Origin of the sequence: Thalassovita sp., assembly GCF_963691685.1 — a bacterium.
GTDB lineage: Bacteria > Pseudomonadota > Alphaproteobacteria > Rhodobacterales > Rhodobacteraceae > Thalassobius.
The window spans coordinates 384,120-409,468 of sequence record NZ_OY829290.1; the positions used below are offsets into that span (position 1 = coordinate 384,120).

A 25,349-nucleotide genomic window follows, 5' to 3' on the forward strand; every position below is an offset into this window, starting at 1 on the left:
AAAGAAACCCCCGGGCGCTCAGGGCGACCGGGGGTTCTAACTTATCCGTTCAAAAGCTAGCAAAAGCCTTTGAGAAGAAGATCTTAGAGCAGACCCTCGCGCTGGGCTTTCTTGCGTGCCAGCTTGCGGGCACGACGTACGGCTTCAGCTTTCTCGCGCGCTTTTTTGACGGACGGCTTCTCGAAATGCTGCTTGAGCTTCATTTCGCGGAAGACACCTTCGCGCTGGAGCTTTTTCTTCAGGGCACGGAGCGCCTGATCGACGTTGTTGTCACGAACAGAAACCTGCATGTGGTTTTCACCACCTTTCTAGTTAAGTTGCATGAAGTTGCAGGAGGTGGTCCTTTAGCAAGGAAGGCTCTATTTGTCTAGTGGACGCTCACTCAAGAAGGATGACGGCGGATGACCGGTTCTGAAATGCCTGACCCAAAGGATCTGCTGCTGGATGCGGCATTGATGCATGTGCCTTTTGATGGCTGGACTGAGATGACCTGGGAAGCGGCGCTGGCGGACGCGGATGTGAACCCCGTTGTGGCCAATGCGCTGTGTCCGCGCGGCGCGCTGGATCTGGCGGTGGCCTATCATCACAGGGGCGATGCCCTGATGCTGGACCGGCTGGCGGCTGCGGATCTGGGCGAGATGCGGTTCCGCGATCGGATCGCCGCTGCGGTGCGGTTCCGGCTGGAAGTGGTTGAAGATAAAGAACTTGTACGCCGTGGCATGACCCTGTTTGCCTTGCCGCATCACGCCGCGGAAGGCACCCGGCTGGTCTGGGGCACGGTGGATCACATCTGGACGGCACTGGGCGACAGTTCGGATGATGTGAACTGGTACACCAAACGCGCGACGCTGTCGGGCGTTTACAGCAGCACATTGCTCTATTGGCTGGGTGACGACAGCGAAGATCACGCCGCCAGCTGGGAGTTTCTGGACCGCCGCATTGAAAATGTGATGCAGTTTGAGAAGCTGAAGGCAGGCGTGCGGGACAACAAGCTGTTGTCGGGTGTGCTGAAGGGGCCATTGGCGGTGCTGGAGCGAATCAAGGCGCCCGCCAGTGTCCGAAATGACCTGCCGGGCAGTTTGAACAATCGATAACAGAAGAACATGAGGGAGGGCGGCATGGCTGAACCAATGCGCGCTGTGGAGATTACCGAGGCCGGTGGCCCGGAGGTGTTGAAACTCTGTCAGCGGCCAGTGCCAGAGCCCGCGCCGGGGCAGGTGGTGATCAAGGTGGCCTATGCAGGGGTGAACCGCCCGGATGCGCTGCAACGGGCCGGGAAATATGCCCCGCCGCCCACCGCCAGCGACCTGCCGGGGCTGGAAGCCTCGGGTGAGATTGTGGCGCTGGGGGCGGGTGTCAGCGGCTGGTCCGTTGGCGATCAGGTCTGCGCCCTGCTGCCCGGCGGCGGCTACGCTGAATATGTGGCAACACCCGCCGCCCATTGTCTGCCGGTGCCTGATGGCATGGGGCTGAAAGAGGCGGCCTGCCTGCCCGAAACCTATTTCACCGTCTGGTCCAACGTGTTCCAACGTGGCGGGCTACAAGCCGGGGAGCGGTTTTTGATCCACGGTGGATCTTCGGGCATCGGAACGACGGCCATTCAGCTGGCACGTGAATTTGGTGCCCGGGTCTTTTTGACCGTGGGCAATCAGGACAAGGCCAAGGCCTGTGCCGCCCTCGGGGCGGAGCGTACGATCATCTATAAGGATGAAGATTTCGTTGAGGTGATGCGGGCCGAAGGCGGCGCTGACCTGATCCTAGATATGGTCGGCGGGCTTTATATCCCGCGCAATATTCGCACGCTGGCGGATGACGGGCGGCTGGTGCAGATCGCTTTCTTGCAGGGGCCGAAGGTTGAGTTGAATTTTGCACAGGTGATGACCCGCAGGTTGACTATTACCGGATCTACGCTGCGCCCGCAAAGTGATCTGGCTAAAGCCAAGATTGCAGACAGCCTGCGCGAACATGTCTGGCCGCTATTGAATGCCGGTCGTATTGCACCGGTGATGGACAGCGAATTCCCCTTGAATGAGGCCAGTGCAGCCCACGCGCGGATGGAAGCCAGCGGTCATATTGGTAAGATTGTTCTCAAGGTTTCTTAACGATCTGACATCTTTGATGTTTTTCTTGACGTAGCGTCATGCAGCGTCAGCGATAATTCAGAAATGGGTATTTCGATCTAAGGTCGAGATACCCATTCTTTTTTGCGGAATTATCTATTCATTAATTGATTTATCCAATTTTACTTCTCATAGATTTTGCCACGCAAAAAATGGTACTGGAAATGACTGATACTATCTCAATCGCTGAATTCGACTTTGATGCGCTCTCGCTGGCGGAATTGAAATCGCTGGAAAAGAAGGTTGTAAAAGCAATTGCAACTTTTGAAGATCGCAAAAAGAAAGAAGCGCTGTCCGAGCTAGAAGCAAAAGCCAAGGAATTGGGATACTCACTGTCCGAGCTGACCGGTGGTAAAACCCCCAAGGTGAAAGTGGCAGGCAGCCCGAAATATCGCAATCCTGCAGACCCGGCACAGACCTGGACCGGCAAAGGCCGCCGGCCCGATTGGTTTAATGCCGCGCTGGCCGCCGGCACCTCTGCCGACGACCTGGCGATCTAAGGAACTGATCAAAGGCCGCGCTTATCGCACCGGATCAAAGAGCGCGTCTGTCATCTGACAGTCGCGCACCACATCCCGACCACAGGGAACGGGATCCAGATCTTTGGACAGGCAGACCCGCACCTCCTGAATCCGGTTGGATTTGCAGGTGACGGTGACCATGTCTGGCTCCAGATCAGGGTTGGCTTTCAGGAAAGCCTCCTCCACCACACGCGCAGGCAGCTTCACCGTCTTCTCCAACTTACGGAACACCGCTGGTCTGGTCACCGTGCCATAGGCCTGCCGGGACAGCGCGTAATAGGTGCGCGCGGTAAGGCCGGAGCAGGTGCCGTGTTTTTTCCACTGATGCCAGGCCAGGCCAGAGGTGCCCATGATATCGGCCATTTCTGCGGTCATTTGGCGGCTCGGCTGGCGTGCCGTTGTGGGGCAGTAAGACGGCCAACCGCGGTGGAACTGCGGCCACAGCCCATGCAGGATCCAGCCATGATCGGCGTTGTCTTCGCATTGCGGTGACTGCCGTGCATCGCCTTCCAGCGCACACCAGGTTGGCGACCAGCTGAGCGCCATGACGTAATAGTCAAAAACGCCCGAACGCTCCCCCTCCGCCTGAGCGGGGGCAGTCGCGGTTAGGGCGATAAGGCAGGCGCCAGCTAGGCGGCTCAGACCTTTAAAGAATGGGCGAAATACGCGGGAATTGCGGCGTGGGCGGGACAAATGCATTCTCTCTTTCCTTATCAACTCTGAAAGACTATATAGAGGCCAAGTTCCCCCTAAAAGGTGATCCGTTCCGTCCCGGGACAGCCTGTTTCAGGCGACGGGGAAGTTGTAAGTTAAGGAGACATGCAATGTCCAAGCCGATTATGGCAAAAGCCACCGCTGTCTGGCTGATCGACAACACCACGATCAGCTTCAAGCAGATCGCCGATTTTGTCGGCATGCATGAGCTGGAGATCCAGGGCATCGCGGATGGCGATGTGGCCCCGGGCGTCAAAGGGTTTGACCCGGTCGCCAACAACCAGCTGACGCAGGAAGAGATTGATGCGGCAGAGAAAAGCCCGCTGCACAAGCTGAAGCTGAAGTTCAATGCCGCAGCCGTTGGCGAAGAAAAGCGCCGTGGCCCGCGCTACACGCCGCTGTCCAAGCGTCAGGACCGCCCGGCGTCGATCTACTGGCTGGTGAAGTTCCACCCCGAACTGTCGGATGGTCAGATCAGCAAGCTGGTCGGCACCACCAAACCGACCATTCAGGCGATTCGCGAACGCACCCATTGGAACATCGCCAACATCACCCCGGTGGATCCGGTGGCTCTGGGCCTGTGTAAACAGTCTGAGCTGGATTCGGCGGTGCAGAAAGCCGTTGCCAAGAAAGCCGCTGAAGGCGGCGTGATGAGCGACGATGAGCGCCGCAAACTGGTGAGCACCGAACAGTCGCTGTCGATGGAAGAAGAAGCGCCGAAGATCCCGACCGCGATTGAAGGTCTGGAGACCTTTAGCCTTGGCGGTGACGATGAGGACGAGAAAGAAGAAGAGATCATCGATGCGGATAGCTTCTTCAACCTCCCCGGCGGATCGGACGAAGACGAACAGCCCTAAGCGCTGTCATGTCTGTGAAGATTGCAAAACCCCTGCGGGCCCGGCCCGTGGGGGTTTTTCTTTGCGCGCTGGTTGGGGGCCGGGCGGCGCGTCTGCCCGCGCGCCTGTTGCCACGATCCGTGCGCGCCGCGCAGCATCTGATGCACCTGTTGAGAGGGGCTTTCCATTTGGGGCGGCATTCGCCACTCTGACCGCGCAGAGTTTGGTGGTGTAGCGCGGGAGGTGGCGATGGTCATCGCGGTGATTGGCAAGGGAATGATCGGGGCGGCGGCGGCGCGGCATCTGGCGCTGATGGGTGAGGAGGTGCTGCTGATCGGCCCGGATGAGCCGCAGGATTACGCCAGCCATCCCGGCGTTTTTGCCAGCCATTATGATGAGGCCCGCATCACACGTTCGCTGGATCCCTATCCGTTCTGGAGCCGGGTCAGCCGGGAGAGCATTGCCCGCTACAGTGAGATTGAGCGGGCCAGTGGCATCCGGTTTTTCACTGAAACAGGGCTGTTGATGGCGGGGCCGGACCACACGCCCTTGATCCGTGCGGTGGAGCGCGGCGCCCAGCGTGACAACATTCATTGCGAGGCGCTGCGCGGGCAGGCCTTGCAGCAGCGGTTCCCTTATTTCCAGTTCGCATCAGACACTCTGGGCCTGTTTGAGCCGCGTGGCGCGGGGCATATCAACCCCCGTCTTATGGTGCGGGCGCAGGGTGTTGCGGCGCAAAAGCTGGGCGCCCATGTCATCACCGCCATGGTGACGGGCCTGCGGGAAACCGGGGATGGGGTGGAGATTGACAGCACCGCCGGGCACCTCAGCGCCGATCAGGTTCTGGTGGCGGCGGGCGGGTTTACCAATGAGCTGCTGCCCGAGCCGCTGCCGCTGCATGTCTATGCGCGTACCGTTTTGTTGGCAGAAGTCGCCGCGGCGGAACAGGATCGTCTGCGCGACATGCCGCCGCTGATTTATCTGGAACCGGACAATGATCCCTACCTCTTGCCGCCGGTCGCCTATCCTGATGGCCGCGTTTACCTGAAAATCGGCGGTGATCCGGTGGATCTGGAATTGCCGGGGGAGGCTGAGCGCAAGGCCTGGTTCCGCAGTGGCGGTGATCCTGAGGTTGGCGATCATCTGCTGGAACGGCTGCAGGAGCGGATGCCGGATCTGGCCATCGCGTCTACGAAAATTGCGCCCTGCATCACAACCTTCACCAACAGTATTCAGCCAGTGTTGCAACGTCAGAGTGACCGGATCAGCGTTGCCACAGGCGGCAGTGGGCGGGGTGCCAAATGCAGTGATGAGCTGGGCCGATTGGGTGCGCTTGTTGCGCGGGATGTGGCGCTGCCCGATTGGGTGGCGGAGACCCGCGGTTCCTAAAATTGCACCTATTTCTAGGTGTTGGGTTGGGCCTGTTGGCAGAGGGCACCCCGCCTTTGGGTGGGCCCCTGAGATTTCTGCGGCGCGTCAAGGACTAAGCAGTTAATCAGCCATGTTTCTCAGCCGAGGTCTCGCTGGTTTTCCTCAATATTTCTGAAAACCCTCGGTGTTCGGCTTTGCCGCGTTAACACCGCATTAAGTGCCCGCGGGCTTCCTGATCCGGCAAAAGGAGGCCTGCCCATGCTGCGTTTGATGTTGATGTCCGTGATCGGTGTTTTGGGGACTCTGGTGCCCCTCGCCAGCCGCGCCGATAACGCCCCTGTTCCCCCGTCTGAGCCGGTGCTGGAGGTACACATTGATGCGGATTATTCGATTGCCTCCCATGCGGCGGAGGCGATTGAAAGCGGCCTGGCCTCAGCCCTTTCTGAAACGGGCTACGAGGTCGCGGGCACCACATTGAAATTGGTGCGGCGTGATCACCGGGCCAATGTGAAACGATCGCGCACCCATATGGAAGATTTTCTGAATTCCACCAATGCGATTGCAATGGTGGGTGGCATGCATTCGCCGCCCTATCTGACACACCGCGATTTTATCAATGAAAACGATGTGTTGTTCCTGCTGCCCTGGTCCGCGGGCGGGCCTATCACCCGCGGTGAAAGCGGTGGTGAAAACTGGCTGTTCCGTCTGTCGGTGGATGACACCAAGGCGGGGGGCTATCTGATTTCACGCGCGGTGGATCAGGCGGGCTGTCAGGCGGTGAGCCTGATTTTGATCGATACTGGTTGGGGGCGTGCGAATTACAAAACCCTGACAGCGGCGCTGGATAAGCGGAGGATGCGGCCGGCCTCGACCCATTACTTTGATGTCACGATCGGGCAGGCGACGGCCAAGCGACTGGCCGAAGACGTTCGGCGCAGCGGTGCTGATTGCGCGGTTTTGCTGGCGGATTGGGACAATGGCGCGCAGGTTGTGAATGTCTTGGCCGATCTGGATCAGCCGATCCGGACCTTCAGCCATTGGGGGATTATGGGCGGGCCGTTTGCGCAGCATGTCACGCCGGACACCCGTGACCGCTTGGATCTGGAGGTGCTGCAGACCTGTGGCTTGGCCCGGGAAAAAGGCGGCAATGCGGCGCTGCAGCTGGCGCTGTCTCATGCCAAGGGCGAACCGGCGGAACTGGCGGATGTGCCCGCGGCGGCTGGATTTGTGCATGGCTATGATCTGGGCCGCATATTTGTTGCCGCGGTGGCGCAGGCCGCGGAAACCCCCGCGTGGGGCGGTGGAATCGGGCAGAAACGCGATGCGGTGCGCCTGTCGCTGGAAAGTCTGGAGGCCGAAGTAGAGGGCATCCTTGGATCCTATGAAAAGCCCTTTGATGCCTATGATGTGTCCAGCCCCGATGCGCATGAGGCGCTGGGGCGCAGTGACCTTTGTATGGCGCGGTTTGCGCCTGAGGGTCATCTGATCCACGCCCAGTAATACGTCCCTGATACCCTAATTGCAGGAGAAACCGCGTGTCTGTCAGCCGCCGCTTTTGGTTCCTTGTTGGGGTGGTGCTCTGTGCCACAATCCTGTGCAGCGCCGGGGCCATCTGGTTCACCTCAACCCCGTTTCTGGAGGCCAACCAAGCCAAGGTCATTCAAGATCAGGCCGAAAAAGAAGCCCGGGCCTTTGACAATGAACTGGCGCAATATCAGCAGCTGCTACAGTTTGTGGCGGCACAGGAAAATGTTGTGTCTGTGGTGATCGGCTATGTGGAAAACGCTGATGTCGTCAGCAATTACTTCGAAACGCTGCCGCGCCCGGACGGATTGATTTCCGTCACCCTGCTGGACGCTTTGCAGGAGGTGACGGCCCATGCCACGCTGCAGGGCGTCCCGAAAGAGGCGGTGAGGTCGCCAGAATGGATCGCGGCCTTTGAAGAGACCATCAAGGCCGAGAACCGATATGCGCCAGCGGTGGTGAAGCTGATCCCGGATACGCAGGCACCCTATCTGTTGATGGCGGTGCCCGTGTTCAACCGTGGCTTTGCCGAAGGGGTGCTGGTGGCCGAAGTTGATATTGATTTTGACGCGGTTTTCACCGCCAACAACGTGACCCGACGCAGCTTTGTCGCCGCGGCAGATCCGGGGTTTGTCGCTGAGCAAGAGGCGCTGGGGCATTGGGTGGAGTCGGTGGCGCATGATCAGTTGTCTCTGGTTTCCATCCCGGATGTTGAGGCCACGGCGTCGGTCGGGCGGATGCTGCTGTTCAACGTCATGACAGCGATCTCCGCCACTTTGCTTGTGTCTTTTTCGATCTTTGCCTGGTTGGGGCGGGCCACGATTGTGATGCCGCATAAGGCGCTGGAACAGCAAAAAGAACACCTGTCAGAGCTGGCGGCGGTGGCGGAAAATGCCAATGACGCAATTTTGGTGACCGATCTGGAGCAACGGATCATCTGGGGTAACCCGTCGTTTGAGGCGCTTTCGGGCTACAAAATTTCAGAGGTGCGCGGGCGCAAGCCAAGCAATTTCCTGCAGGGCGCGGATACTGATCCCGACACTCGGGCGGCCTTTAGCCATGCGGTTCGGGCGCGTACCGCGATCAAGGCTGAGATCCTGAACTATGCCAAAAACGGCACCCCCTATTGGATCGCACTCAGCATCACGCCATTGGCCCGCGATGATGGTCAGATCTACGGGTTCATGGCGATTTCGCATGATGTCACGATGGAACGTCAGCAACGTGATGATCTGGCCGCTGCGAATAAGGCGACCGAACATTTGGCCCGCCACGATCCGCTGACCGGCCTGCCCAACCGGCGGGTGCTGAATGAAGAGTTGGAGCTGCGCGCCAAGGGGGAGGTTCCGCACGCCACCCTTCTGCGGATCGATCTGGATCATTTCAAAAACATCAATGACACGATGGGCCATGACGCAGGGGATTATGTCCTGACGATCATTGCCAAAATCCTAACGGAAAATTCCCGCAAGACCGATATTGCCGCCCGGGTTGGCGGGGATGAGTTTATCGTGCTGATGTCTGCCGGGGCCACCTCTGATCAGGCGGTGAAGCTGGGGCAGCGTATCCTTGAGAAGATCAATGAACCGCACAGCTATGAGGGCAAACCGCTGCGGATAGGGGCCAGTTTCGGGGTGGCCTCCACGCTGGATGGTTTGATCCCCCTTGAGGAGCTGATCAGCAGTGCCGACGCCGCGCTTTACAAAAGCAAAGAGAGCGGACGTAATCAGGTGGTGCACTACGGCAGCAGCCTGCATGACGCAGTGTGCTTCAACCGTGAGATTTCGATCCTGATGCAGCGCGCCCTGACGGAGGAGCAGTTTGAGCCCTATTTCCAGCCCCAGATCTGTGCCCAATCCGGTGAGATTTGCGGCTTTGAAGCCCTGGCGCGCTGGCATTCGCCTGAGTTGGGCGTTGTTATGCCGGATGTGTTCCTGCCGGTGGCGGCGCAGATGTCCTGTATCGAGGAGATTGATGAGTGCATTTTCCGCAAAGGTATGAAGGTCGCGCGCGACATGCAGCGGCGCAACCTGCGCTTCCCCAAGGTGTCTTTCAACGTCACAGCGGCCCGCATTCGCACCCTCGCCAATGATATTGAGCTGCGCGAAGTGCCGGCAAACGGGCCCAAAGTGGCGTTTGAGATTTTGGAATCGGTGTTTCTGGAGGATCAGACCGACCTGTTCCGTGAAGCGCTTAACAAGATCCGGAACCGGGGCTATCTGATTGAAATTGATGATTTCGGCTCGGGCCATGCCTCGATCGTGGGGCTGATGCAGATTAAGCCTGATTTCATGAAGATTGACCGCCGGCTGGTGATGCCGATCCTGAAATCGAAACAGTCCGCCAACCTGCTGAGTTCGATCATGGAGATGGGCAAAACCATTAATGTGAAGATTGTCGCCGAAGGGGTGGAGACCGAGGACCATGCGCTGATCCTGCGCCATCTGGGCTGCGATGTGTTGCAGGGATTTCATTTCTCCAAACCCTTGCCACATGCGGAGCTGGTGAAATTTGTCGAAGGTTACCAACCCCGGCGGTTTTTCCCCAGCCGGCAATGGGTCAAGCGAGCCTAGGTGAGCGGACCTGTGGTTAAATCTGTCGACGGGCGTTGAGGGCGGCGCTGATGGTGCCTTCATCCAGATAATCCAGCTCCCCGCCGATGGGCACACCCTGCGCCAGTGAGGTGAGGGTCACCTGACCCTCCAACTGGTCAGCGATGTAATGCGCGGTGGTCTGGCCATCCACGGTGGCGTTGAGCGCCAGAATAACCTCACCGATGCCTTCGGCGGTGACCCGGTCCAGTAGCTGCGGAATGCGCAGTTCTTCGGGGCCAACAGCATCCAGCGCGGACAGGGTGCCGCCCAGAACGTGATAACGTCCTTTGAACACGGCGGCACGTTCCATCGCCCAGAGGTCGGCGACATCCTCAACCACGCAGAGGATGCCATTGCCGCGTTTCTCATCGGCGCAGATGTTGCAAATGTCTGCGGTGCCGACATTGCCGCAATTCAGGCATTCCCGCGCGGTTTCCGCCACCCGCTGCATCTGGTCGGCAAGCGGGGTCAGCAGCAGCGCGCGTTTGCGGATCATATGCAACACGGCGCGGCGGGCTGAGCGGGGACCCAGCCCCGGCAGCTTGGCCAAAAGCTCGATCAGATTGTCGATATCTTTGGGGGCAGGATCACTCATGTGCAGACGATACGATGGAGAACAACAGAAGAACAACAGGCGATTGCGCCCACCACCTGTTGAGACATGAAAAAGGGCCCGCCATCGGCGGACCCTTGGGGCATGGTGTTGATCTTAAGGGATCAGAACGGCAGTTTTACATCCGCCGGCAGGCCCAGACCTTCGGTCAGTTTGGACATTTCTTCCTGCGCCTTGGCACTGGCTTTGGTTTGGGCGTCTTTGATGGCGGCCAGGATCAGATCCTCGACCACTTCTTTTTCGTCGGGGTGGAAGATCGACGGATCGATGTCCAGACCGTTCAGCACACCTTTGGCGGTGCAGCTTGCTTTGACCAGACCAGCGCCGGATTCACCGGTGACGGTCATGTTTTCCAGCTCTTCCTGCAATTCGGCAACTTTGCCCTGCATTTCCTGAGCTTTTTTCATCATCTTGGCCATATCGCCAAGACCGCCGAGACCTTTCAGCATGGGGGACTCTCCTGAAGTGTTGTTGCCGCATTAGATACGGGCTGTGCTGCGCTGCGACAAGCCCTTGGTGGGGCAGAAGCTGGGGCTATCTGTGCCTCTATCAACGGCAGTGGGGAGGGCTGGCTTAGGGGGAGGTGGGCAAACTGTTGCGCTGTCACCCCGGGTTAGAGGTACAGCTGCCCGTCGATCAGCACATTGACCGCGCCGCCGATCATCACCGCACCGGGGCGGTTCGGATCACGGCCATAGGTGATGCGGCCGGGGCGATCGATGGCGCTGCCCTGCGCCACCTCCATGGGCTGGTCCATTTCGGTGGGCAGACGCCCCTCTGCCGCCAGCCAATGGGCGATTGCGGCATTGAGGGAGCCGGTGATCGGGTCCTCCAACATGCCGCTGGAGGGGGCGATGTTGCGCACCTCATAGGCACAGTTCGCCCCTGCGGGATGGGCCCCGATCAGCGACAGGCCGGCGTGATCAGGCGCGCGGGTCAGGCTGGCATCAACCGCCAGCACCTGCGCGGCGCTGTGCATTTCAAAGAGGTTCCAGGCCGGGCCGTTGTTGAGGCAGATGGTGTTCTTCACCCAAGATGGGTCAATCTGCATCGCAGCGATCAGCCGGTCCCGCTCTGCCGGGCCCATCGGGGATATCTGGGTGGGGGGCGCCACAAATGCGGGCTGCGGGCCGCTGACATCAATGTCGACCAGACCGATGGCGCATTCCTGCCGCACCACGCCCGGCACCTGAGGTGCGCCGTCACAATGCAGCCAGCTGATGCAGCTGCCCAGCGTCGGGTGGCCAGCAAAGAGCATCTCTTTGGCGGGGGTGAAAATCCGCACCTTGTAGTCGGCGGCGGGATCTTCTGGTGGCAAAAGGAAAGTGGTTTCCGCCAGATTGGTCCAGGCGGCGAAATCCTGCATCTGCTGGGTGCTGAGGCCCTCCGCATCCACCACAACGGCCAGACCATTGCCCTTGGCGGGCGCATCACAAAACACATCTACCTGCAGGAAGCGGCGCTGACGGGGAGGCATCAGATCACTCCTCCTCGAAGGGGTCCCATTCGTCCTCGACCTCTTGCAGCGCGTCTTCCTGCGCCTGTGCGGCCAGTTCTTCCGGGGTGCGGATCTTGGTGATGCGCGATTTGGGGAAGGCGGCGCGGATCGCCTGCATCATCGGATGGGCCTCGGTTTCGGCCTTCAGCGCGTTCAGCTTGGCATTGCGCTTTTCGTCAATGGTTTCACCGCCGCCCTCATTCACAAGGATCACCGCCCAACGGCTGCCGGTCCAGTTCTGCAGCGCTTGACCCAGACGGCTGGCCAGATCCTGTGGCGCATCGGGCGTGGGCTGATATTCGATCCGACCGGGGCGATAGGCGGCAAGGCGCAGATAGGTTTCCACCTGCACCAGCAGTTTCATATCGCGGTGTTCGCGGATCAGTTCCACAACATGGTCAAAGCTGGGGTAGCGCGCCAGAGCGGCCTGCACGTCCTGCGCCAGCGCCGCCTGTGGCCCGCCGCCACCCATCGGGGCACCGCCCTGTGGCATCGGGCTGCCTTGGGCTTGCGTCATCGCGCCACCCTGCGCGCCGCCCTGTGAACCGCCCTGTGGCTGGCCAGCATAGCCGCCACCGCCGCCGGGGCCCATCGGCGCGCCACCGGGCATCGGGGGGGGCGTTGCATCCTTCAGCTTCTTCACCAGATCTTCGGGGCTGGGCAGGTCAGCGACATGGGTCAGGCGAATGACCGCCATCTCAGCCGCCATCATGGCGTTTGGTGCGCTGGCGACCTCATCCAGGGCCTTCAGCAGCATCTGCCACATCCGGGTCATGGCGCGCATCGGCAGTTTTTCCGCCATGGCTTGACCGCGGGCGCGTTCATCGGGGCTGACGGTGGGGTCTTCGGCGGCTTCCGGCGTGATCTTCACCACTGAGATCCAGTGCGTGATCTCAGCCAGATCGCGCAGCACTGCCATCGGGTCAGCGCCATCGGCATATTGCGCACCCAGTTCAGCCAGCGCCGCACCCGCATCGCCGCGCATGATCATATCGTAGAGGTCCAGCACCCGGCCACGGTCAGCAAGGCCCAGCATGGCCCGGACCTGATCGGCGTTGGTTTCCCCGGCGCCGTGGCTGATCGCCTGATCGAGGAGCGAGGTCGCATCCCGCGCCGAGCCTTCAGCGGCCCGGGTGATCAGGGCCAGCGCATCATCGCTGATCTCAGCGCTTTCCGCCGTGGCGATTTTGCGCAGGAGGCCGATCATCTGTTCCGGTTCAATCCGGCGCAGGTCAAAGCGTTGGCATCGGCTGAGCACGGTGACAGGCACCTTGCGAATCTCGGTGGTCGCAAAGATGAATTTCACATGGGCTGGCGGTTCTTCCAGCGTTTTCAGCAGCGCGTTGAACGCGCTGGTCGACAACATGTGCACCTCATCGATGATGTAGATCTTATAGCGGGCCGAGGCCGCGCGATAATGGACCGAATCGATGATTTCACGGATGTCGCCCACCCCGGTGCGCGAGGCCGCGTCCATCTCCATCACATCGACGTGGCGGCCTTCCATGATGGCGGTGCAATGTTCGCACTGGCCGCAGGGTTCCGTTGTTGGGCCGCCGGTGCCATCGGGGCCGATACAGTTCATGCCCTTGGCAATGATCCGCGCGGTTGTGGTTTTGCCGATGCCGCGAATACCCGTCATCACAAAGGCCTGCGCAATCCGATCCGCCTCAAACGCGTTTTTCAGCGTGCGCACCATCGCATCCTGACCCACCAGATCGGCAAAGGTTTCCGGGCGATATTTACGGGCCAGGACCTGATAGGCGGTGGTTTCGGTGTCGCTCATGATGGCCTTTCACGGGGGCTTCGCAGGGGAGGCAAAGCGCCCTGCGGATTCGTCTGCCGGGCTAAGGTATGTGAAGGGGGCGGGCACGTCTACCGGATTGGCGGGTCGGCGAAATTCACTCAGATTGCGGTGCTGGCGCTGGGTGGTTGTCTTGCGCGGCGCAGCGCGTTAGGGTCTGGCCAAGGCCGCTCAGGGACGGCCCCCAGGTTCGCGGAAAGTGCTTGCGCCTCCCTCTGAGAGATGACGAAAACCGATCTTCGGATTTTCCTGCCCGTTTGAGCGAACCACTGGGCCTGTTTTAGGAGAAGCCGATGACTAACCTATCATTGGACAAGTTGCGTCGCGCGGCCAAAGGGTTGCGCAAGGATCATGAGGCCGGGGTGCCCCATGCCTTGGAGCGGTTGCGGGTGCATCCCCCCCGCAGCGATGATGCGGCGTTGCGCCATGCGGATTATTTGCATGTGATTGCACGCGAACAGAATTTCGCCAGTTGGCCCGCATTGAAACTGGCGGCTGAAACCATGGGGCTGGACCGCGCCGCCCGCCAGCAGCGGTTGAAACTGGCGCTGGCCAATGGGCAGACCGTGGTGGTGCAGCACCTGTTGCAGGAAACGCCGGATCTGGCTGAGGGGCTGCTGGGGTGTGCGATTGCGCTTTATGATGTGGAGGCGGTGCGTGCCGCCCTTTGGGACGATCCCGCGGCGGCCACCAAACAACTGGGCCCACGCAGCCCGATGGTGCACCTGTGTTTTTCCAAGATGATCCACGTCTGGCCCGAACGTGAAGCCGCGATGCTGGAGATTGCGGAGATGCTGCGCGCCGGTGGGGCGGATGTGAACGATGCGCTGCCGGGGCCAGAGGGGCATGGGCTGTCAGTGCTCTACGGGGCGCTGGGGCAAGCGGACAATATGGTGCTGGCGCAGTGGTTGTTGGATCATGGGGCCGATCCCAACGATGGTGAGAGCCTCTACCATTCGGTGGAGTTGGGCCATCACCGGGGCCTGAAAATGCTATTGGCGGCCGGGGCCAACCCGAAAGGCACGAATGCATTGCTGCGGGCGCTGGATTTCAACGACCATGAGGCGGTACGCCTGTTGCTGGCAGCGGGTGCGGATGTGACCGAATTTGCCTCCGATCCTGTCGGGGGGGAGGCACCTTGGGTGATCCCGGCCCTGCATCAGGCGGCGCGGCGCATGTGCGACCGTGAGATGGTCGAGATCCTGCTGGATGCCGGGGCGGACCCGGCCGATGTCTTCGAAGGGGCCACGGCCTACGGCTATGCCCGGGTCTTTGGCAATGATGCGTTGGCTGCAGCCGTGGAGGCCCGTGGCGCCCCCGCTTTGAGCGATCTGGAGGATCTATTGGCGCGCGCCGCCAAAGGGGAGGTGCCGGAGGGGCGCTTCATCGACCCGGCGCAGCTGCCGGAGGCCTATCGCCATTTGCTGCACAATATCGTTGGCCTGAAGGGCAAGCTGCCACATATGCAGGCGCTGGTGGCGCTGGGGATGGAGTTTGACCGTCCGGATACGCAGGGTCTGCCGCCAGTGCAGCTGGCGGGCTGGGAAGGTCTGCCTGAGGTGATGGGATATTTCCTAAGCCAGAGCCCGGACCTGAGCCATGTGAATGGCTATGGCGGCACCTTGCTGTCGACCATCATTCATGGGTCTGAGAACTGCCCGAACCGGGCCAGCCGGGATCACATCGCCTGCCTTGAGATGGCGCTGACCCACGGGGTGGCATTGCCGCGTCAGGCGATTGACTGGGCCGGCGATCCTGAAGTGGCCGACTTCCTGCGTGATTGGGGGCAACGCTATCCCGGTCAGCTGGTCGAAGGCGGGCTGGGCTAGGCCCGGCCCTCCAAAGCGTCCGGTGACCTGTGGTATTCACGCCATGTTGCCACCGGAATCCCCGGGGATTGGTGGCTTGATCCTTGCGCCGCGATACTTTGGCCCTAAGCTTTTCCTCAATTGAAGCTTTGGGCGGCGGCCGTATTTCTGCGTCGACTGAAATTTGGTAGAACTGTTTGGGTGACGCAACCGGGTGCCGGGGCCTGTGATGGCCGGGGATTTGAAGAACCATGTCTGATTTTGTTTTGCATGCCCTGACCGTCGGTGGCGGCATTCTGGCGCTTTGTCCCCTGCCGGGGCAGGGGGGCGACTATGCCGCGGATCTGGAACATCTGAAGGAATGGAAACCCTCGCTGCTGATCTCACTCACCACGGATGTGGAGTTTGTGGCCGCGAAAGTGACCAGCCTTGGCGCCGACATGCAGGATGCGGGCTGTCGCTGCGTGCATTTGCCGATTGAGGATTTCGGCCTGCCGGATGGTGAGTTCATGGAGAAATGGCCCGAGGTCAGCAAAGCAGCCCTTGCTGCGCTGAGTGGTGGCGGCCGCGTTCTGGTCCATTGTAAAGGCGGCTGCGGACGGTCGGGTATGGTGGTGATGCGGCTGATGGTGGCGGCCGGTGAGAAACCGGATACCGCATTGGAACGGCTGCGTCACACGCGCCCCTGCGCCATTGAAACCGACGATCAGATGGTTTGGGCGCGCACCGGCCGGGTACCAAAGAAGGCCTGAGGCGCAGGCGCCCTAGCCACAGAAACGCTTAGCGTTTCTTGCCCTTGCGTTTGCCCTTCATCCGATATTGCGCCTCCAGCGTGGCCTTGTGCTGCCGGGTGATTTCCTTGGCGCGGCGCCGGGTCTGGCCCATCGTTTCCGAATTCAGCTGATCCTCAGCCGTCAATTTGCGCCAGCGGTCCAGCCGGGCCTCGGAAATCTCACCGGCGTCGACAGCGGCCAGAACCGCGCAGCCCGGTTCCGAGACATGGGCGCAATTGCGGAATTTGCAGGTCGCCGCCAGTTCGGTGATGTCATCGAACAATTCGGCAATGCCACCGGCCACATCGTGCAGACCCAATTCGCGCATGCCCGGCATATCGATGACCATGCCGCCGGCATTGGCAAAATGCAGTGACCGGGATGTGGTGGTGTGCCGACCCTTGGCATCGGTTTCGCGAATGCCAGCGGTGGCTTGTGCCGCTTCTGTCAAGGAATTGATCAGGGTCGATTTCCCCACCCCGGAGGAGCCCACAAAGGCCACCGTTTGCCCCGTCCCGCACCAGCGTTCCAATGTGGCAACGCCATCGGCGACCGTAGCGTTGATGCACAGGACATCGGCGAATTTGGGCGAAATTGCCTGCGCCTCAGCCAGATAACGCGCGGCCTCATCGGTCAGGTCAGATTTGGTCAGCACCAGAACCGGTGTCACATCAGCATCCAGCGCCAGCACCAGATACCGTTCGATACGTGCGGGATTGAAATCCTCATTGCAGGAGGTGGTGATGAACAGCGTGTCCAGATTGGCCACCAGCAGCTGTGACTTGGCCTCCACTCCCGCAGCGCGCCGGCTGAGTTTGGAGTTACGGTCCAGCACCCGGCGGATCATGTGGCTTTCGGGTTCGATCAACAGCCAATCGCCCACGGCCAGATCCGCCGCGCTGATGTCATTTGGGAAAATCAACCGGGTCAGACCCTCGGCGCCAAGGCCGCGGGCCAGGCTGCGCTGCACCGTTGCGGCGCGCACTGGCACCAGATCCGAATCATCTGCGGTCAGCTGATCGGCGAAAAACGGGCTCCATCCCAGATCTTCAAGGCTATGGATGCTCACAGGGTGGCCTCATCCTTCAGGGGCGTTTCTACTGGCCTGCAGCATGCGGGTTTTCGGCGCAAGGGCAAGCAATAGCGGCAGGATCTGATGGATCCATCGCAGGTGCCGCAAGAAAGGGGTGGGTAGGTGAGAGGCTGGACAACGACCCAAGCGGGGCTCGTTACGGCTGCTTCCTTCCGGATCTGACCGGGTTGGCGAGGCGCTCGCCCGCGCCAACCTCTCAACGGGTGATATAGGCGACGGCGCTGGGCAGCGCAAGAGGCGGCGACAGGTGACGGCGGTTACAGATGCAGCCGCAGGGCAAACTGACCCTGCGGGGCAACGGGCACCACCTCGGGGCGCAGATGGCTGATGTCTTCCAGATAGGGCAGGGCGCCCACAACGGTGGGCACCCGCACGGTGGTGCCGGTGATCGGCAGGATGCGCCAGGTGTTCTCAGGCTCCGGCAGCGCCGCGTTGCGGTTCAGCGCAGTTAGATGCCGTTTCAGCACCTCACGCATCGGCAGGGTCGGCGGCATTACAAAGCGTGATGCGGACAGGCCCGGAATGCCGCCAGCGCCGCCAAGGCGGAAACTGTTGCCAGCGACGATCAGCTCCTGGTCATCAAGGATTTCCTGCCCCTGCCAGTGCAACTGGCGCAGCCGTCCCGGACCAATGGGCGCGCTGAATGTCAGCCACTGGTCAGCGGCATAGGCGCTGGGTGGCGCAGAGGGCACCGTCAGATCATAGGCGTAGCTGAGGCCAATCAGGTGGTCGAACAGATAGCCAGGCAGGCTGGAATCCAGTAAAGGCTGATCCGGGAGCCCCGGCTGGATCTGCATGAAATTGCGCCCGTTTTCCTCCAGCCAGACCTTCAGCTCCCGCCCGGTGATCCGGGACAGGCAAAACAGGTCATTATAGGGGTAGAGCCCATCCAGATGGCGTTGCTCCAGCTGGCCGGCGGGCACGTTCAGGTATTGCCCCAACCCGGTTGGACCGCCGGTGCGGAAGGAGGTCGCGGCAGAGATAAGCGGCAGGGCAGCCTCGGGGCGCCCCTGCAACAGCTCTTGCGCCATGTCGATTTGCGCGCGGGCCAGCAACTGCACACTGCGGTCATTGGTGAACCGTGCGAAATGGGAATGCAGCGGCTGATCAATGCGGGCAAGCGGCGTGCAGGCATGTTGCCGCGCCGCCTTGTGATAGGGTGCCAACAGCGGGGTCAGTTCAACGGGCGGATCCTCGGCTGGCAGCAGTTGCGATGTGCTGGCAGCCAGATGCCAGCGGTTTTGTTCATAACGCAGCTTCAGATCGATCTGACCCAAATGGCTGCCAAAGGATCCCGCCATTGTGGCCGGGCATCCGGCCAACCGGCCGCGCCGACTGTCGATTTTCAACCGCGCAGCGCTTTGGCTGAGGCCGGAAAGATCGTCAAAATCCTCCGCCGGGAAGAGCCGGTGCTGATGACCGCACAGGACTACATCCACCGTCTCCAGCGCTGCAATCTCCAAGGCGCTGTGATCCGGCGGGGCCCCGGTGCCCGGTGCCGCTATTCCGGTGTGGGCCAGTACGATGACAATCGCTGCGCCGCGCTGGCGCAGGGCCTCTGATCGTGCGCGCGCGGCGGCGATGATGGGGGAAAACTCCAGCACGTGCTGGTGGTTCGGCAACTCCCACAGCGGCGTCTGCGCGGGCACCAGCCCGATCACCCCGATGCGAAGGGTCCGGGGGATCCCATCGCTGCAGATGATCGGTCGCTCCAGCAGCAGATCCTGCGGCAACTCATTGAGCAGCGCGGCCTCCTCCTCGGCACGCAGCAGGTTGCTGAGGACCAGCGGAAACTTGGCCTCATGAAGCACGCCTTTCAGCGGACCCAGACCAATGCCGAACTCATGATTGCCCAAGGTCGCGCCGTCATAGCCGATGCGGTTCATCAACCCGACGATCGGGGTGTCCCCCAGCAGCCGTTTGTGCGGCGGCACCCGGGTGAGTGCTTCGGGCGCGCTGATCAAGTTGCCTTGCAGGAAATCCCCGGTGTCGAACAGCAGGCTTTGTTCAACCTCAGAGCGTTGTCGCCGGATCAGCCCCGTCAGATGCGCTAGGCCACAATTTGCGCCGGTCTTATCCTGGCTGTAGTCATAGGAATGAAGCTGCCCGTGCAGGTCCGTGGTGTGCAAAATGCGCAGCTCACCGGTCGGCGCCTCTGCGACCGTGAGCAACTTTTCAGGCTTGGGTATTGGTGCGGTTACAAATGTATTAGACACTCAAACACTCCTGCACAACTACCATGGGTAGATTTCACCACCCTTGGTGTCAAGGAGATGGCAGTCTCAAACTTAGGTTGGAAAATCTGGATTGACAGGCTAGTTTCGCGCCTGTCTGGCGCGGGGCCCAGGCTGCGGTTCGCAGGGTCGGCCTGGCATAGAAAAATTGCCCTTTTGCACCGGTCCCTTAGCGCCTAATCTGCGCGCAAACCCAAGGGCACATATGCCGCCGGCAAGATGCGGGTATTTGGGATGTGGGAAGGGCAGTGATGAAAAACGCAGAGAGCGTCACATTTGGTGGCTCAGGCCTAAACCGAGCGGCAGAGCTGCGTGCGGATGTATCGGGTTTGCTGGCAGACCCGCGCAGCACTATTGTGGCGCTCTGGCGCGGCAAACCTCTGATCGCGGAACCTGACACGCTGGCACAGCTGGTGCGCCTGCCGCTGGATCACCCTGTGCTGGAACTGGCCAAGGGCGCGCCGATCTTCCTTGGCATCGAAGACACCGGTCCGGTTTTTGCGCAGGATATTTCTGCCTGGCATCCCGAGGCGCTCGATGATGCGACGCTGAATGCCTTCACAGACCCATCGCGCCAGCAGCATCCTTTGCTGCCTGAGGCGCAGTTTGTCGAACTGCGGATGGTGATGAATGCGCTGAGCCCGCGTGACGCCGAACTGGTGGCCACCGCCCGGGCGCTGTTCAACTGGCACCGCAGCCATCGGTTCTGTGCCCAATGTGGTCAGCCCAGCGACTTGGCGATGGCCGGCTGGCAGCGCAATTGCGGTAAATGCGGTGCCTCACACTTCCCGCGCACCGATCCGGTTGTGATCATGCTGATCACCCGGGGCAATCAGGTTCTGATGGGGCGCTCCCCCGGCTGGCCTGAGGGCATGTATTCCCTGCTGGCCGGCTTTGTGGAACCGGGTGAAACTATTGAGGCAGCCGTGCGCCGCGAGGTTTGGGAGGAGGCGGGCATCACCGTCGGCGCGGTTGACTATCTGGCCAGCCAACCCTGGGCCTTTCCGAATTCGTTGATGTTTGGCTGCGCCGGGCAGGCGCTCAGCGATGAGATCACCATTGATCCCAATGAGATCGAAGATGCCCGTTGGTTCAGCAGAGAGGAGATCATGCAGGCATTTGCCGGGCGTCATCCGATGCTGAAACCGGCGCGGAAAGGTGCAATTGCACATTTCCTGTTGCGCAACTGGCTTGCGGATCGCATGGAATAGCGCCAAATTGTTCCCAACGTTTGATCCGATCAATCGACTAACTACAGGCCAGTATATGAATTTCTCCGCCAAAGAAGATGTCGACGTCTCCATCGACCACGTCTTTGCTATGATGACTGACTTTTCCAGCTTCGAAACAGCCGCATTGCGCCGCGGTGTCGAAGTGCAACGCCAGGACATGTTGAGCGTGCCCGGCGTCGGGATGGAATGGGATCTGAAGTTTCACTACCGCGGCAAGCTGCGCGAAGTGGCGTTACGCCTGGTGGAGTTTGATCCGCCCAATGCGATCCGTTTCCGCGGCGATGGTCAGGGCATGGCGGGCAAGATCGACGTTGATCTGGTGGCCATGTCGCCTGAGCGGACCCGTATTTCCATCGATGTGGAGCTGGAGGCGAACAATCTGGCGGCGCGTCTGGTACTGCAATCGCTGAAGCTGGCGCGCACCAAGATGAACAAGGCGTTCCACACCCGGGTCGCTGCTTATGCGACCCAACTGGAAGATCGGTTTCGCCAGATCTCCTGACCCGGCGCTGATCTAACCCTTAGCCGGTTTCAGCGGGATTGTTCGTGCTGAAACCGCTGTTGGGCAACCCGTTCATTGCGTTCGCTTTTGTTCAGGTCCTGCAGGGTGGTGCGGACATAATCCAAATGCGCCTCAACCGCGCCGCGGGCCGCTTCGGCGTCACGCGCCTGCAACGCCGTGTTGATCGCCCGGTGCTGGATCAACAGCGTGTCCCGGGTGGTGCGCTGTTTGAACATCATCTTGCGGTTATAAAACACACCTTCGCGCAGCAGCTGATACATCGACCGCATCATATGCAGCATGATCACGTTGTGGCTGGCTTCAATGATCGACAGGTGAAAATCAGCGTCCAGCTGCGCCTCATCATCCGGATTGCGCTTGGAATGGGCCGCTTCCATCTTGTCATAGACGGTCTGGATCACCTTCAGATCCGTGTCTGAGGCCAATCGCGCCGCCCGTTCTGCCGCCAGACCTTCCATGTCACGACGGAAGGAGATGTAATCAAACACCGCCTCTTCGTGATTGGCGAAGAGTTTGACCAAAGCGTCTGAGAAGGCAGAGCCCAGCACATCAGCAACGTAAATCCCTGAACCTGCCTTGGAGCTGAGCAAGCCCTTTTCCTGCAGTTCCGAGATTGCCTCGCGCAGGGACGGGCGCGACACGCCCAGCCGCTCTGCCAGTTCCCGCTCGGCCGGCAGCCGTTCGCCCGGGCGCAAAATCCCACGCAAAATCAACAACTCAATCTGTCGCGTCACCGCTGTGGAGAGTTTTTCGGGCTGAACTTTCTGAAATGGCATCGGGCACCTTTATGCAATTGGTCAATTTATATGACCGGCATAATCCTCTGGCAAGGTGGCTCAGGCGGAACTGGTCAGGCCTGGTTCTTTAGACAGGGCGCCGGCGTTGCGTCCGGCTGCGCCACCAGACCAGCGCGGCCAGCAGGCAAATCGCGATTTCCACCTTAAACGTCCAATGGCTGAGAAAGGATTTGATCCAGTGATCTTGGGTTGGCTGCACCTCAACCAGGGTGATCGGCGCGCCGGCAACAGGCCAGCCCCAGTGGATTGCACCCGCAATGCTGTCCAGCAACATATGGATCAGCGCCCCGGTGGCCAGCATCGCCAGGATAATGCCAAGCCGCGGGGCGAAACGGCGCAACAGCATGCCCAGCAGCCAAAGCTTCATCCACAAGATGGGCCGGTGAGTCAGATAGGCGTGATGATGCTGGGCGCGGTCGTCGACCAGATAGAACCACAGCATGTCGACATCCGGCAGCACACTGCCAACCAGCGCAGCACCGAAGGCCATCGGGGGCAGGTGGCGCTGAAACGGTTTCAGCGCCAGATAGGCCGCGGGCAGATGCCCGATGAACATCAGTATTCGACGCCGATCTGTGCCTTGATGCCTGACCTGAAGGGGTGTTTGACCAGTTCCATTTCGGTGACCAGATCGGCGATCTCAATCAGCTCGTCTTTGGCGTTGCGACCGGTCAGCACCACATGGGTCATATGCGGTTTTTCCTCGGTCAGGAAAGTCACCACCTCATTGACGTCGATGTAGTCATAGCGCAGCGCGATGTTGATCTCATCCAGCAGCACCATCTTGTGGCTTTCGTCGCGGATCAGCTCTTTGGCCTTCTCCCAGGCGGCCTGCGCCATTTCAATATCGCGGTCGCGGTCCTGGGTTTCCCAGGTGAAGCCTTCGCCCATGGTGTGGAACGAACAGGTGTCGGAAAACTTGCCCAAAATCAGGTCACGTTCGCCGGTGCTCATCCCGCCTTTGATGAACTGCACCACGGCGCATTTCATATCATGGGCGATGCAACGGAAGATCATCCCAAACGCGGCCGAGCTTTTGCCTTTGCCTTTGCCGGTGTTGATCATCACCAGACCTTTTTCATCGGTCTTGGTCGCCATGATCTTATCGCGCGCGGCCTTTTTCTTGGCCATTTTCATTGCGTGACGGTCGCTGTCGGCAGTCATCTGCGGCTCTCCTGTCGGATGTCATGTTCCTGTTCTGGAGGTCGACTGTAGGGGCCTTTGCGCCATAGGCGCAAGGGTAATTGGCGGCTGCGTTTGGGCCAGATCCCCTCACGGAAGCGTGATGATGTTGTGACCGCAATGCATTGAACCATTCTCGGCAGCGCCCCGTAGCCAATGCAGGTTCAGGGCGACGGATCCTGCACCACAAGTTCAGGAGGAAGACCAAATGAAATCGTTGAAAACCATCACCCTAGCCGCCGCATTTGTCGGCGCTAGCCAGTCCGCCGTTGCAATGAATGGCACCGTTGTGGATATCGCCGTGGGCTCGCCCGACCACACCACCCTGGTTGCCGCGGTACAGGCTGCCGGTCTGGTGGAAACTCTGCAGGGCGATGGCCCCTTCACCGTCTTTGCGCCGGTCAACGCTGCATTTACCGCGCTACCAGACGGCACGGTGGACACATTGCTGCAGCCCGAAAACAAGGGCCTGTTGACCAAGGTTCTGACTGCGCATGTGGTGGCCGGTGACATCTCCAGTGCTGATCTTGTGCGCAAGATCAAACACTCCAAAGATGGTTTCTTCCATTTCAACACGGTGTCCGGCGATGCGCTGTCGGCGCAGCTGAAGGGCAGCCATGTCTACATCTACGATGAAAGCGGCAACGCCAGTCTGGTGACGGTGGCTGACCTCGGCTCCTCCAACGGTAAGGTGCACGTGGTGAACAAGGTCTTGCTGCCGAAGTGATTTGGTAGCGGGTCAGGGGCGTTGTGCCCCTGACCTATTGGTTCATTCCGCAGGCAGGGCAGATCCCTGCGGGACAGCGCGGAAGTGTTGACGGTTCAGCCTCAAAACAAGCGCAATCATCAGGATTTGGCTGAGCAGCGCCAAAGCGGTCAGCGCCCAATAGGCGGTGGAAAACTTGTCAATCACACCGGCGCCCACCAGACCTTTGTTCACAAAGAAGTGCAGCATCACGGAGAGCGCCACCCCGGGACAGACCAGCGCGTAGGACCCAGGCGAGGTTTTGCGTCCAAAGACAAAGTCACCGAAGTACCCAAGGCGTTTCAGCACTGCGAGGCCCAGCAGCAGGAAGCTCACCTGAACGGCCAACATCCGCCCCAGCATCATCATCGTTTCCCCCGGCGTGACATGGCTGTCGAACTGCGTGTGCAGCCCGTGGTTCTGCCGCAGGAACAGAATGCCCAGCACTGTCATCAACGGCACAAGGATCAACAGGGTCGGCGCAGCCTCCTTGGCAGTGCCGTGTTGCAACATCGCGTTCATCGCGGTGAGGCCGGCAAACGCAGCATAAAGCAGCGCCGCCACTGCAAAGAAGCCCGACAGGACCAAGGCGATGCCCACCACCGTCTGGTTGCTGCTCATCGCGGCCGGGGCCGAAAGACCCACGCCAATCATCGACAGCGCAAATGCCGGCAACATCTGCGCAAAGGAATTATGCGCCTTCAGGTCAAAAGCACCAGGCTGTGACAGGATCCGCCCCAGATAGTCACCAATCAGACGCAGCGCCCAGATCCCCAGCGCCAGAAAGGCAACCATTGCCAGCGGAAACAGATATTCAACGACCGACCACAGCCCCGGTACAAATACCAGACCAACAATGAACATTCCGTTAATGCTCATCGCCACTGCCAGCGGGGCGGCCAACAGGCTGGATTGAGCGTTGGTTTTGGTCAATGTTTCATAGGCTTGCGTCCTCTTGAAGGCACTCAGCGCCTTGAGGTTCCACACCAGTGAGGTGAGGTTCATCACCGCAAAAACTGCGATTCCCGCAAGGGCGATCACGACGCTTGCCCGCATAGGGGCGCTGCCCGTTGTCAGCGCGCGGGCGATGTCTTCGAAGACGGGCACGGGCTGGCCGGGGTGGGGGATCCAAAACATCAGATACATGAAAAATGTGACGGACAATCCGCCTGCGCCCAAAGAGGCGAGGAAATACAGCGGGTTATGGCTGTCGGCTGGTCTAGAAAGAGTCTGTGCCATGGTGGCCTCCAAAATATTCCATATGCCGAATGTATATATATTCTGGAAATGGAATACAAATGATGGATTGTCGCAGGGGGCAGCATTAGGGGGCTGTTAACCCCTTTGTGGCACAGTCCTTAGATGAG

24 protein-coding genes and 1 other RNA gene are annotated in these 25,349 nt (G+C 60.3%); 12 read left to right on the forward strand and 13 right to left on the reverse strand.

The window, feature by feature from the left end:
- Positions 1 to 83 precede the first annotated feature (83 nt).
- Positions 84 to 290, reverse strand: a complete 207-nt coding sequence (gene rpsU / locus ACORLH_RS01750; RefSeq protein ID WP_043871123.1) for a 30S ribosomal protein S21 — start codon at positions 288 to 290, stop codon at positions 84 to 86.
- Positions 291 to 401: 111 nt separating this feature from the next.
- Here rpsU and ACORLH_RS01755 point away from each other — a divergent pair, with 111 nt between their 5' ends.
- From ACORLH_RS01755 to ACORLH_RS01765, 3 genes are all read left to right on the forward strand, one after another.
- Positions 402 to 1,094: a COQ9 family protein gene (locus ACORLH_RS01755; RefSeq protein WP_321830904.1), complete on the forward strand. Its 693-nt coding sequence runs from the start codon at positions 402 to 404 to the stop codon at positions 1,092 to 1,094.
- A gap of 24 nt (positions 1,095 to 1,118) precedes the next feature.
- The gene (locus tag ACORLH_RS01760; protein WP_321830905.1) at positions 1,119 to 2,102 is read left to right on the forward strand and encodes an NAD(P)H-quinone oxidoreductase; all 984 of its coding nucleotides are present in this window, start codon (positions 1,119 to 1,121) and stop codon (positions 2,100 to 2,102) included.
- 182 nt (positions 2,103 to 2,284) lie between these two features.
- Complete coding sequence (locus ACORLH_RS01765) at positions 2,285 to 2,620, forward strand: H-NS histone family protein (RefSeq protein WP_321832755.1); 336 nt, start codon at positions 2,285 to 2,287, stop codon at positions 2,618 to 2,620.
- Between the two features lie 21 nt (positions 2,621 to 2,641).
- Here the strand turns inward: ACORLH_RS01765 and ACORLH_RS01770 are convergent, their stop codons facing one another.
- Positions 2,642 to 3,340 (reverse strand): ribonuclease T2, encoded by a 699-nt coding sequence (locus ACORLH_RS01770; protein WP_321830906.1) that lies wholly within the window; start codon positions 3,338 to 3,340, stop codon positions 2,642 to 2,644.
- A gap of 125 nt (positions 3,341 to 3,465) precedes the next feature.
- On the opposite strand from ACORLH_RS01770, the gene ACORLH_RS01775 reads away from it, so the two are divergent.
- The 4 genes from ACORLH_RS01775 to ACORLH_RS01790 all read left to right on the forward strand — a co-directional run bounded on the left by ACORLH_RS01775 (position 3,466) and on the right by ACORLH_RS01790 (position 9,659).
- Entirely contained in the window at positions 3,466 to 4,212 is a 747-nt protein-coding gene (locus ACORLH_RS01775) for a DUF1013 domain-containing protein (RefSeq protein ID WP_321830907.1), read from the forward strand.
- Between the two features lie 228 nt (positions 4,213 to 4,440).
- Positions 4,441 to 5,580, forward strand: a complete 1,140-nt coding sequence (locus tag ACORLH_RS01780) for an NAD(P)/FAD-dependent oxidoreductase (RefSeq protein ID WP_321830908.1) — start codon at positions 4,441 to 4,443, stop codon at positions 5,578 to 5,580.
- Between the two features lie 240 nt (positions 5,581 to 5,820).
- Positions 5,821 to 7,062 (forward strand): ABC transporter substrate-binding protein, encoded by a 1,242-nt coding sequence (locus ACORLH_RS01785; RefSeq protein ID WP_321830909.1) that lies wholly within the window; start codon positions 5,821 to 5,823, stop codon positions 7,060 to 7,062.
- A 35-nt stretch (positions 7,063 to 7,097) separates the two neighbouring features.
- Positions 7,098 to 9,659, forward strand: a complete 2,562-nt coding sequence (locus ACORLH_RS01790; protein WP_321830910.1) for a putative bifunctional diguanylate cyclase/phosphodiesterase — start codon at positions 7,098 to 7,100, stop codon at positions 9,657 to 9,659.
- Positions 9,660 to 9,675: 16 nt separating this feature from the next.
- On the opposite strand, the gene recR is transcribed toward ACORLH_RS01790, so the two are convergent.
- From recR to ACORLH_RS01810, 4 genes are all read right to left on the reverse strand, one after another.
- A complete protein-coding gene (gene recR / locus ACORLH_RS01795) occupies positions 9,676 to 10,275 on the reverse strand; it encodes a recombination mediator RecR (protein ID WP_321830911.1) in 600 nt (199 codons plus the stop codon).
- Between the two features lie 122 nt (positions 10,276 to 10,397).
- On the reverse strand, positions 10,398 to 10,742 hold the full coding sequence (locus tag ACORLH_RS01800; RefSeq protein WP_058245259.1) for a YbaB/EbfC family nucleoid-associated protein: 345 nt from the start codon (positions 10,740 to 10,742) through the stop codon (positions 10,398 to 10,400).
- A gap of 164 nt (positions 10,743 to 10,906) precedes the next feature.
- The gene (locus tag ACORLH_RS01805) at positions 10,907 to 11,770 is read right to left on the reverse strand and encodes a PhzF family phenazine biosynthesis protein (RefSeq protein ID WP_321830912.1); all 864 of its coding nucleotides are present in this window, start codon (positions 11,768 to 11,770) and stop codon (positions 10,907 to 10,909) included.
- A gap of 4 nt (positions 11,771 to 11,774) precedes the next feature.
- A complete protein-coding gene (locus ACORLH_RS01810) occupies positions 11,775 to 13,577 on the reverse strand; it encodes a DNA polymerase III subunit gamma/tau (RefSeq protein WP_321830913.1) in 1,803 nt (600 codons plus the stop codon).
- Between the two features lie 311 nt (positions 13,578 to 13,888).
- On the opposite strand from ACORLH_RS01810, the gene ACORLH_RS01815 reads away from it, so the two are divergent.
- Both ACORLH_RS01815 and ACORLH_RS01820 read left to right on the forward strand, forming a co-directional pair.
- Positions 13,889 to 15,424: an ankyrin repeat domain-containing protein gene (locus tag ACORLH_RS01815; protein ID WP_321830914.1), complete on the forward strand. Its 1,536-nt coding sequence runs from the start codon at positions 13,889 to 13,891 to the stop codon at positions 15,422 to 15,424.
- A 230-nt stretch (positions 15,425 to 15,654) separates the two neighbouring features.
- Positions 15,655 to 16,155 carry a protein-tyrosine phosphatase family protein gene (locus ACORLH_RS01820; RefSeq protein WP_321830915.1) on the forward strand — a complete coding sequence of 167 codons (501 nt, stop codon included), beginning with the start codon at positions 15,655 to 15,657 and terminating at the stop codon, positions 16,153 to 16,155.
- Between the two features lie 28 nt (positions 16,156 to 16,183).
- Here ACORLH_RS01820 and rsgA read toward each other — a convergent pair whose 3' ends face one another.
- From rsgA to ACORLH_RS01835, 3 genes are all read right to left on the reverse strand, one after another.
- Positions 16,184 to 17,245, reverse strand: a complete 1,062-nt coding sequence (gene rsgA / locus ACORLH_RS01825) for a ribosome small subunit-dependent GTPase A (protein ID WP_321830916.1) — start codon at positions 17,243 to 17,245, stop codon at positions 16,184 to 16,186.
- Positions 17,246 to 17,369: 124 nt separating this feature from the next.
- Positions 17,370 to 17,468: signal recognition particle sRNA small type (gene ffs / locus ACORLH_RS01830), an RNA gene on the reverse strand.
- A 58-nt stretch (positions 17,469 to 17,526) separates the two neighbouring features.
- Positions 17,527 to 19,485 carry a 5'-nucleotidase C-terminal domain-containing protein gene (locus tag ACORLH_RS01835; protein ID WP_321830918.1) on the reverse strand — a complete coding sequence of 653 codons (1,959 nt, stop codon included), beginning with the start codon at positions 19,483 to 19,485 and terminating at the stop codon, positions 17,527 to 17,529.
- A gap of 269 nt (positions 19,486 to 19,754) precedes the next feature.
- Here ACORLH_RS01835 and nudC point away from each other — a divergent pair, with 269 nt between their 5' ends.
- Entirely contained in the window at positions 19,755 to 20,714 is a 960-nt protein-coding gene (nudC, locus tag ACORLH_RS01840) for an NAD(+) diphosphatase (RefSeq protein WP_321830919.1), read from the forward strand.
- 55 nt (positions 20,715 to 20,769) lie between these two features.
- Complete coding sequence (locus ACORLH_RS01845) at positions 20,770 to 21,237, forward strand: SRPBCC family protein (RefSeq protein ID WP_321830921.1); 468 nt, start codon at positions 20,770 to 20,772, stop codon at positions 21,235 to 21,237.
- A 29-nt stretch (positions 21,238 to 21,266) separates the two neighbouring features.
- Here ACORLH_RS01845 and ACORLH_RS01850 read toward each other — a convergent pair whose 3' ends face one another.
- The 3 genes from ACORLH_RS01850 to cobO form a co-directional block, all read right to left on the reverse strand.
- Positions 21,267 to 22,034, reverse strand: a complete 768-nt coding sequence (locus ACORLH_RS01850) for a FadR/GntR family transcriptional regulator (protein ID WP_321830922.1) — start codon at positions 22,032 to 22,034, stop codon at positions 21,267 to 21,269.
- Between the two features lie 88 nt (positions 22,035 to 22,122).
- Positions 22,123 to 22,611 (reverse strand): zinc dependent phospholipase C family protein, encoded by a 489-nt coding sequence (locus ACORLH_RS01855; protein ID WP_321830923.1) that lies wholly within the window; start codon positions 22,609 to 22,611, stop codon positions 22,123 to 22,125.
- On the reverse strand, positions 22,611 to 23,219 hold the full coding sequence (gene cobO / locus ACORLH_RS01860) for a cob(I)yrinic acid a,c-diamide adenosyltransferase (protein ID WP_321830924.1): 609 nt from the start codon (positions 23,217 to 23,219) through the stop codon (positions 22,611 to 22,613). The genes ACORLH_RS01855 and cobO overlap by 1 nt, the downstream gene beginning before the upstream one ends.
- Before the next feature lie 226 nt (positions 23,220 to 23,445).
- Between cobO and ACORLH_RS01865 the strand changes: the two genes are divergently transcribed.
- Positions 23,446 to 23,964, forward strand: a complete 519-nt coding sequence (locus tag ACORLH_RS01865) for a fasciclin domain-containing protein (RefSeq protein WP_321830925.1) — start codon at positions 23,446 to 23,448, stop codon at positions 23,962 to 23,964.
- 42 nt (positions 23,965 to 24,006) lie between these two features.
- Here the strand turns inward: ACORLH_RS01865 and ACORLH_RS01870 are convergent, their stop codons facing one another.
- A complete protein-coding gene (locus tag ACORLH_RS01870; RefSeq protein WP_321830926.1) occupies positions 24,007 to 25,221 on the reverse strand; it encodes a TsoY family (seleno)protein in 1,215 nt (404 codons plus the stop codon).
- Between the last annotated feature and the right edge of the window lie 128 nt (positions 25,222 to 25,349).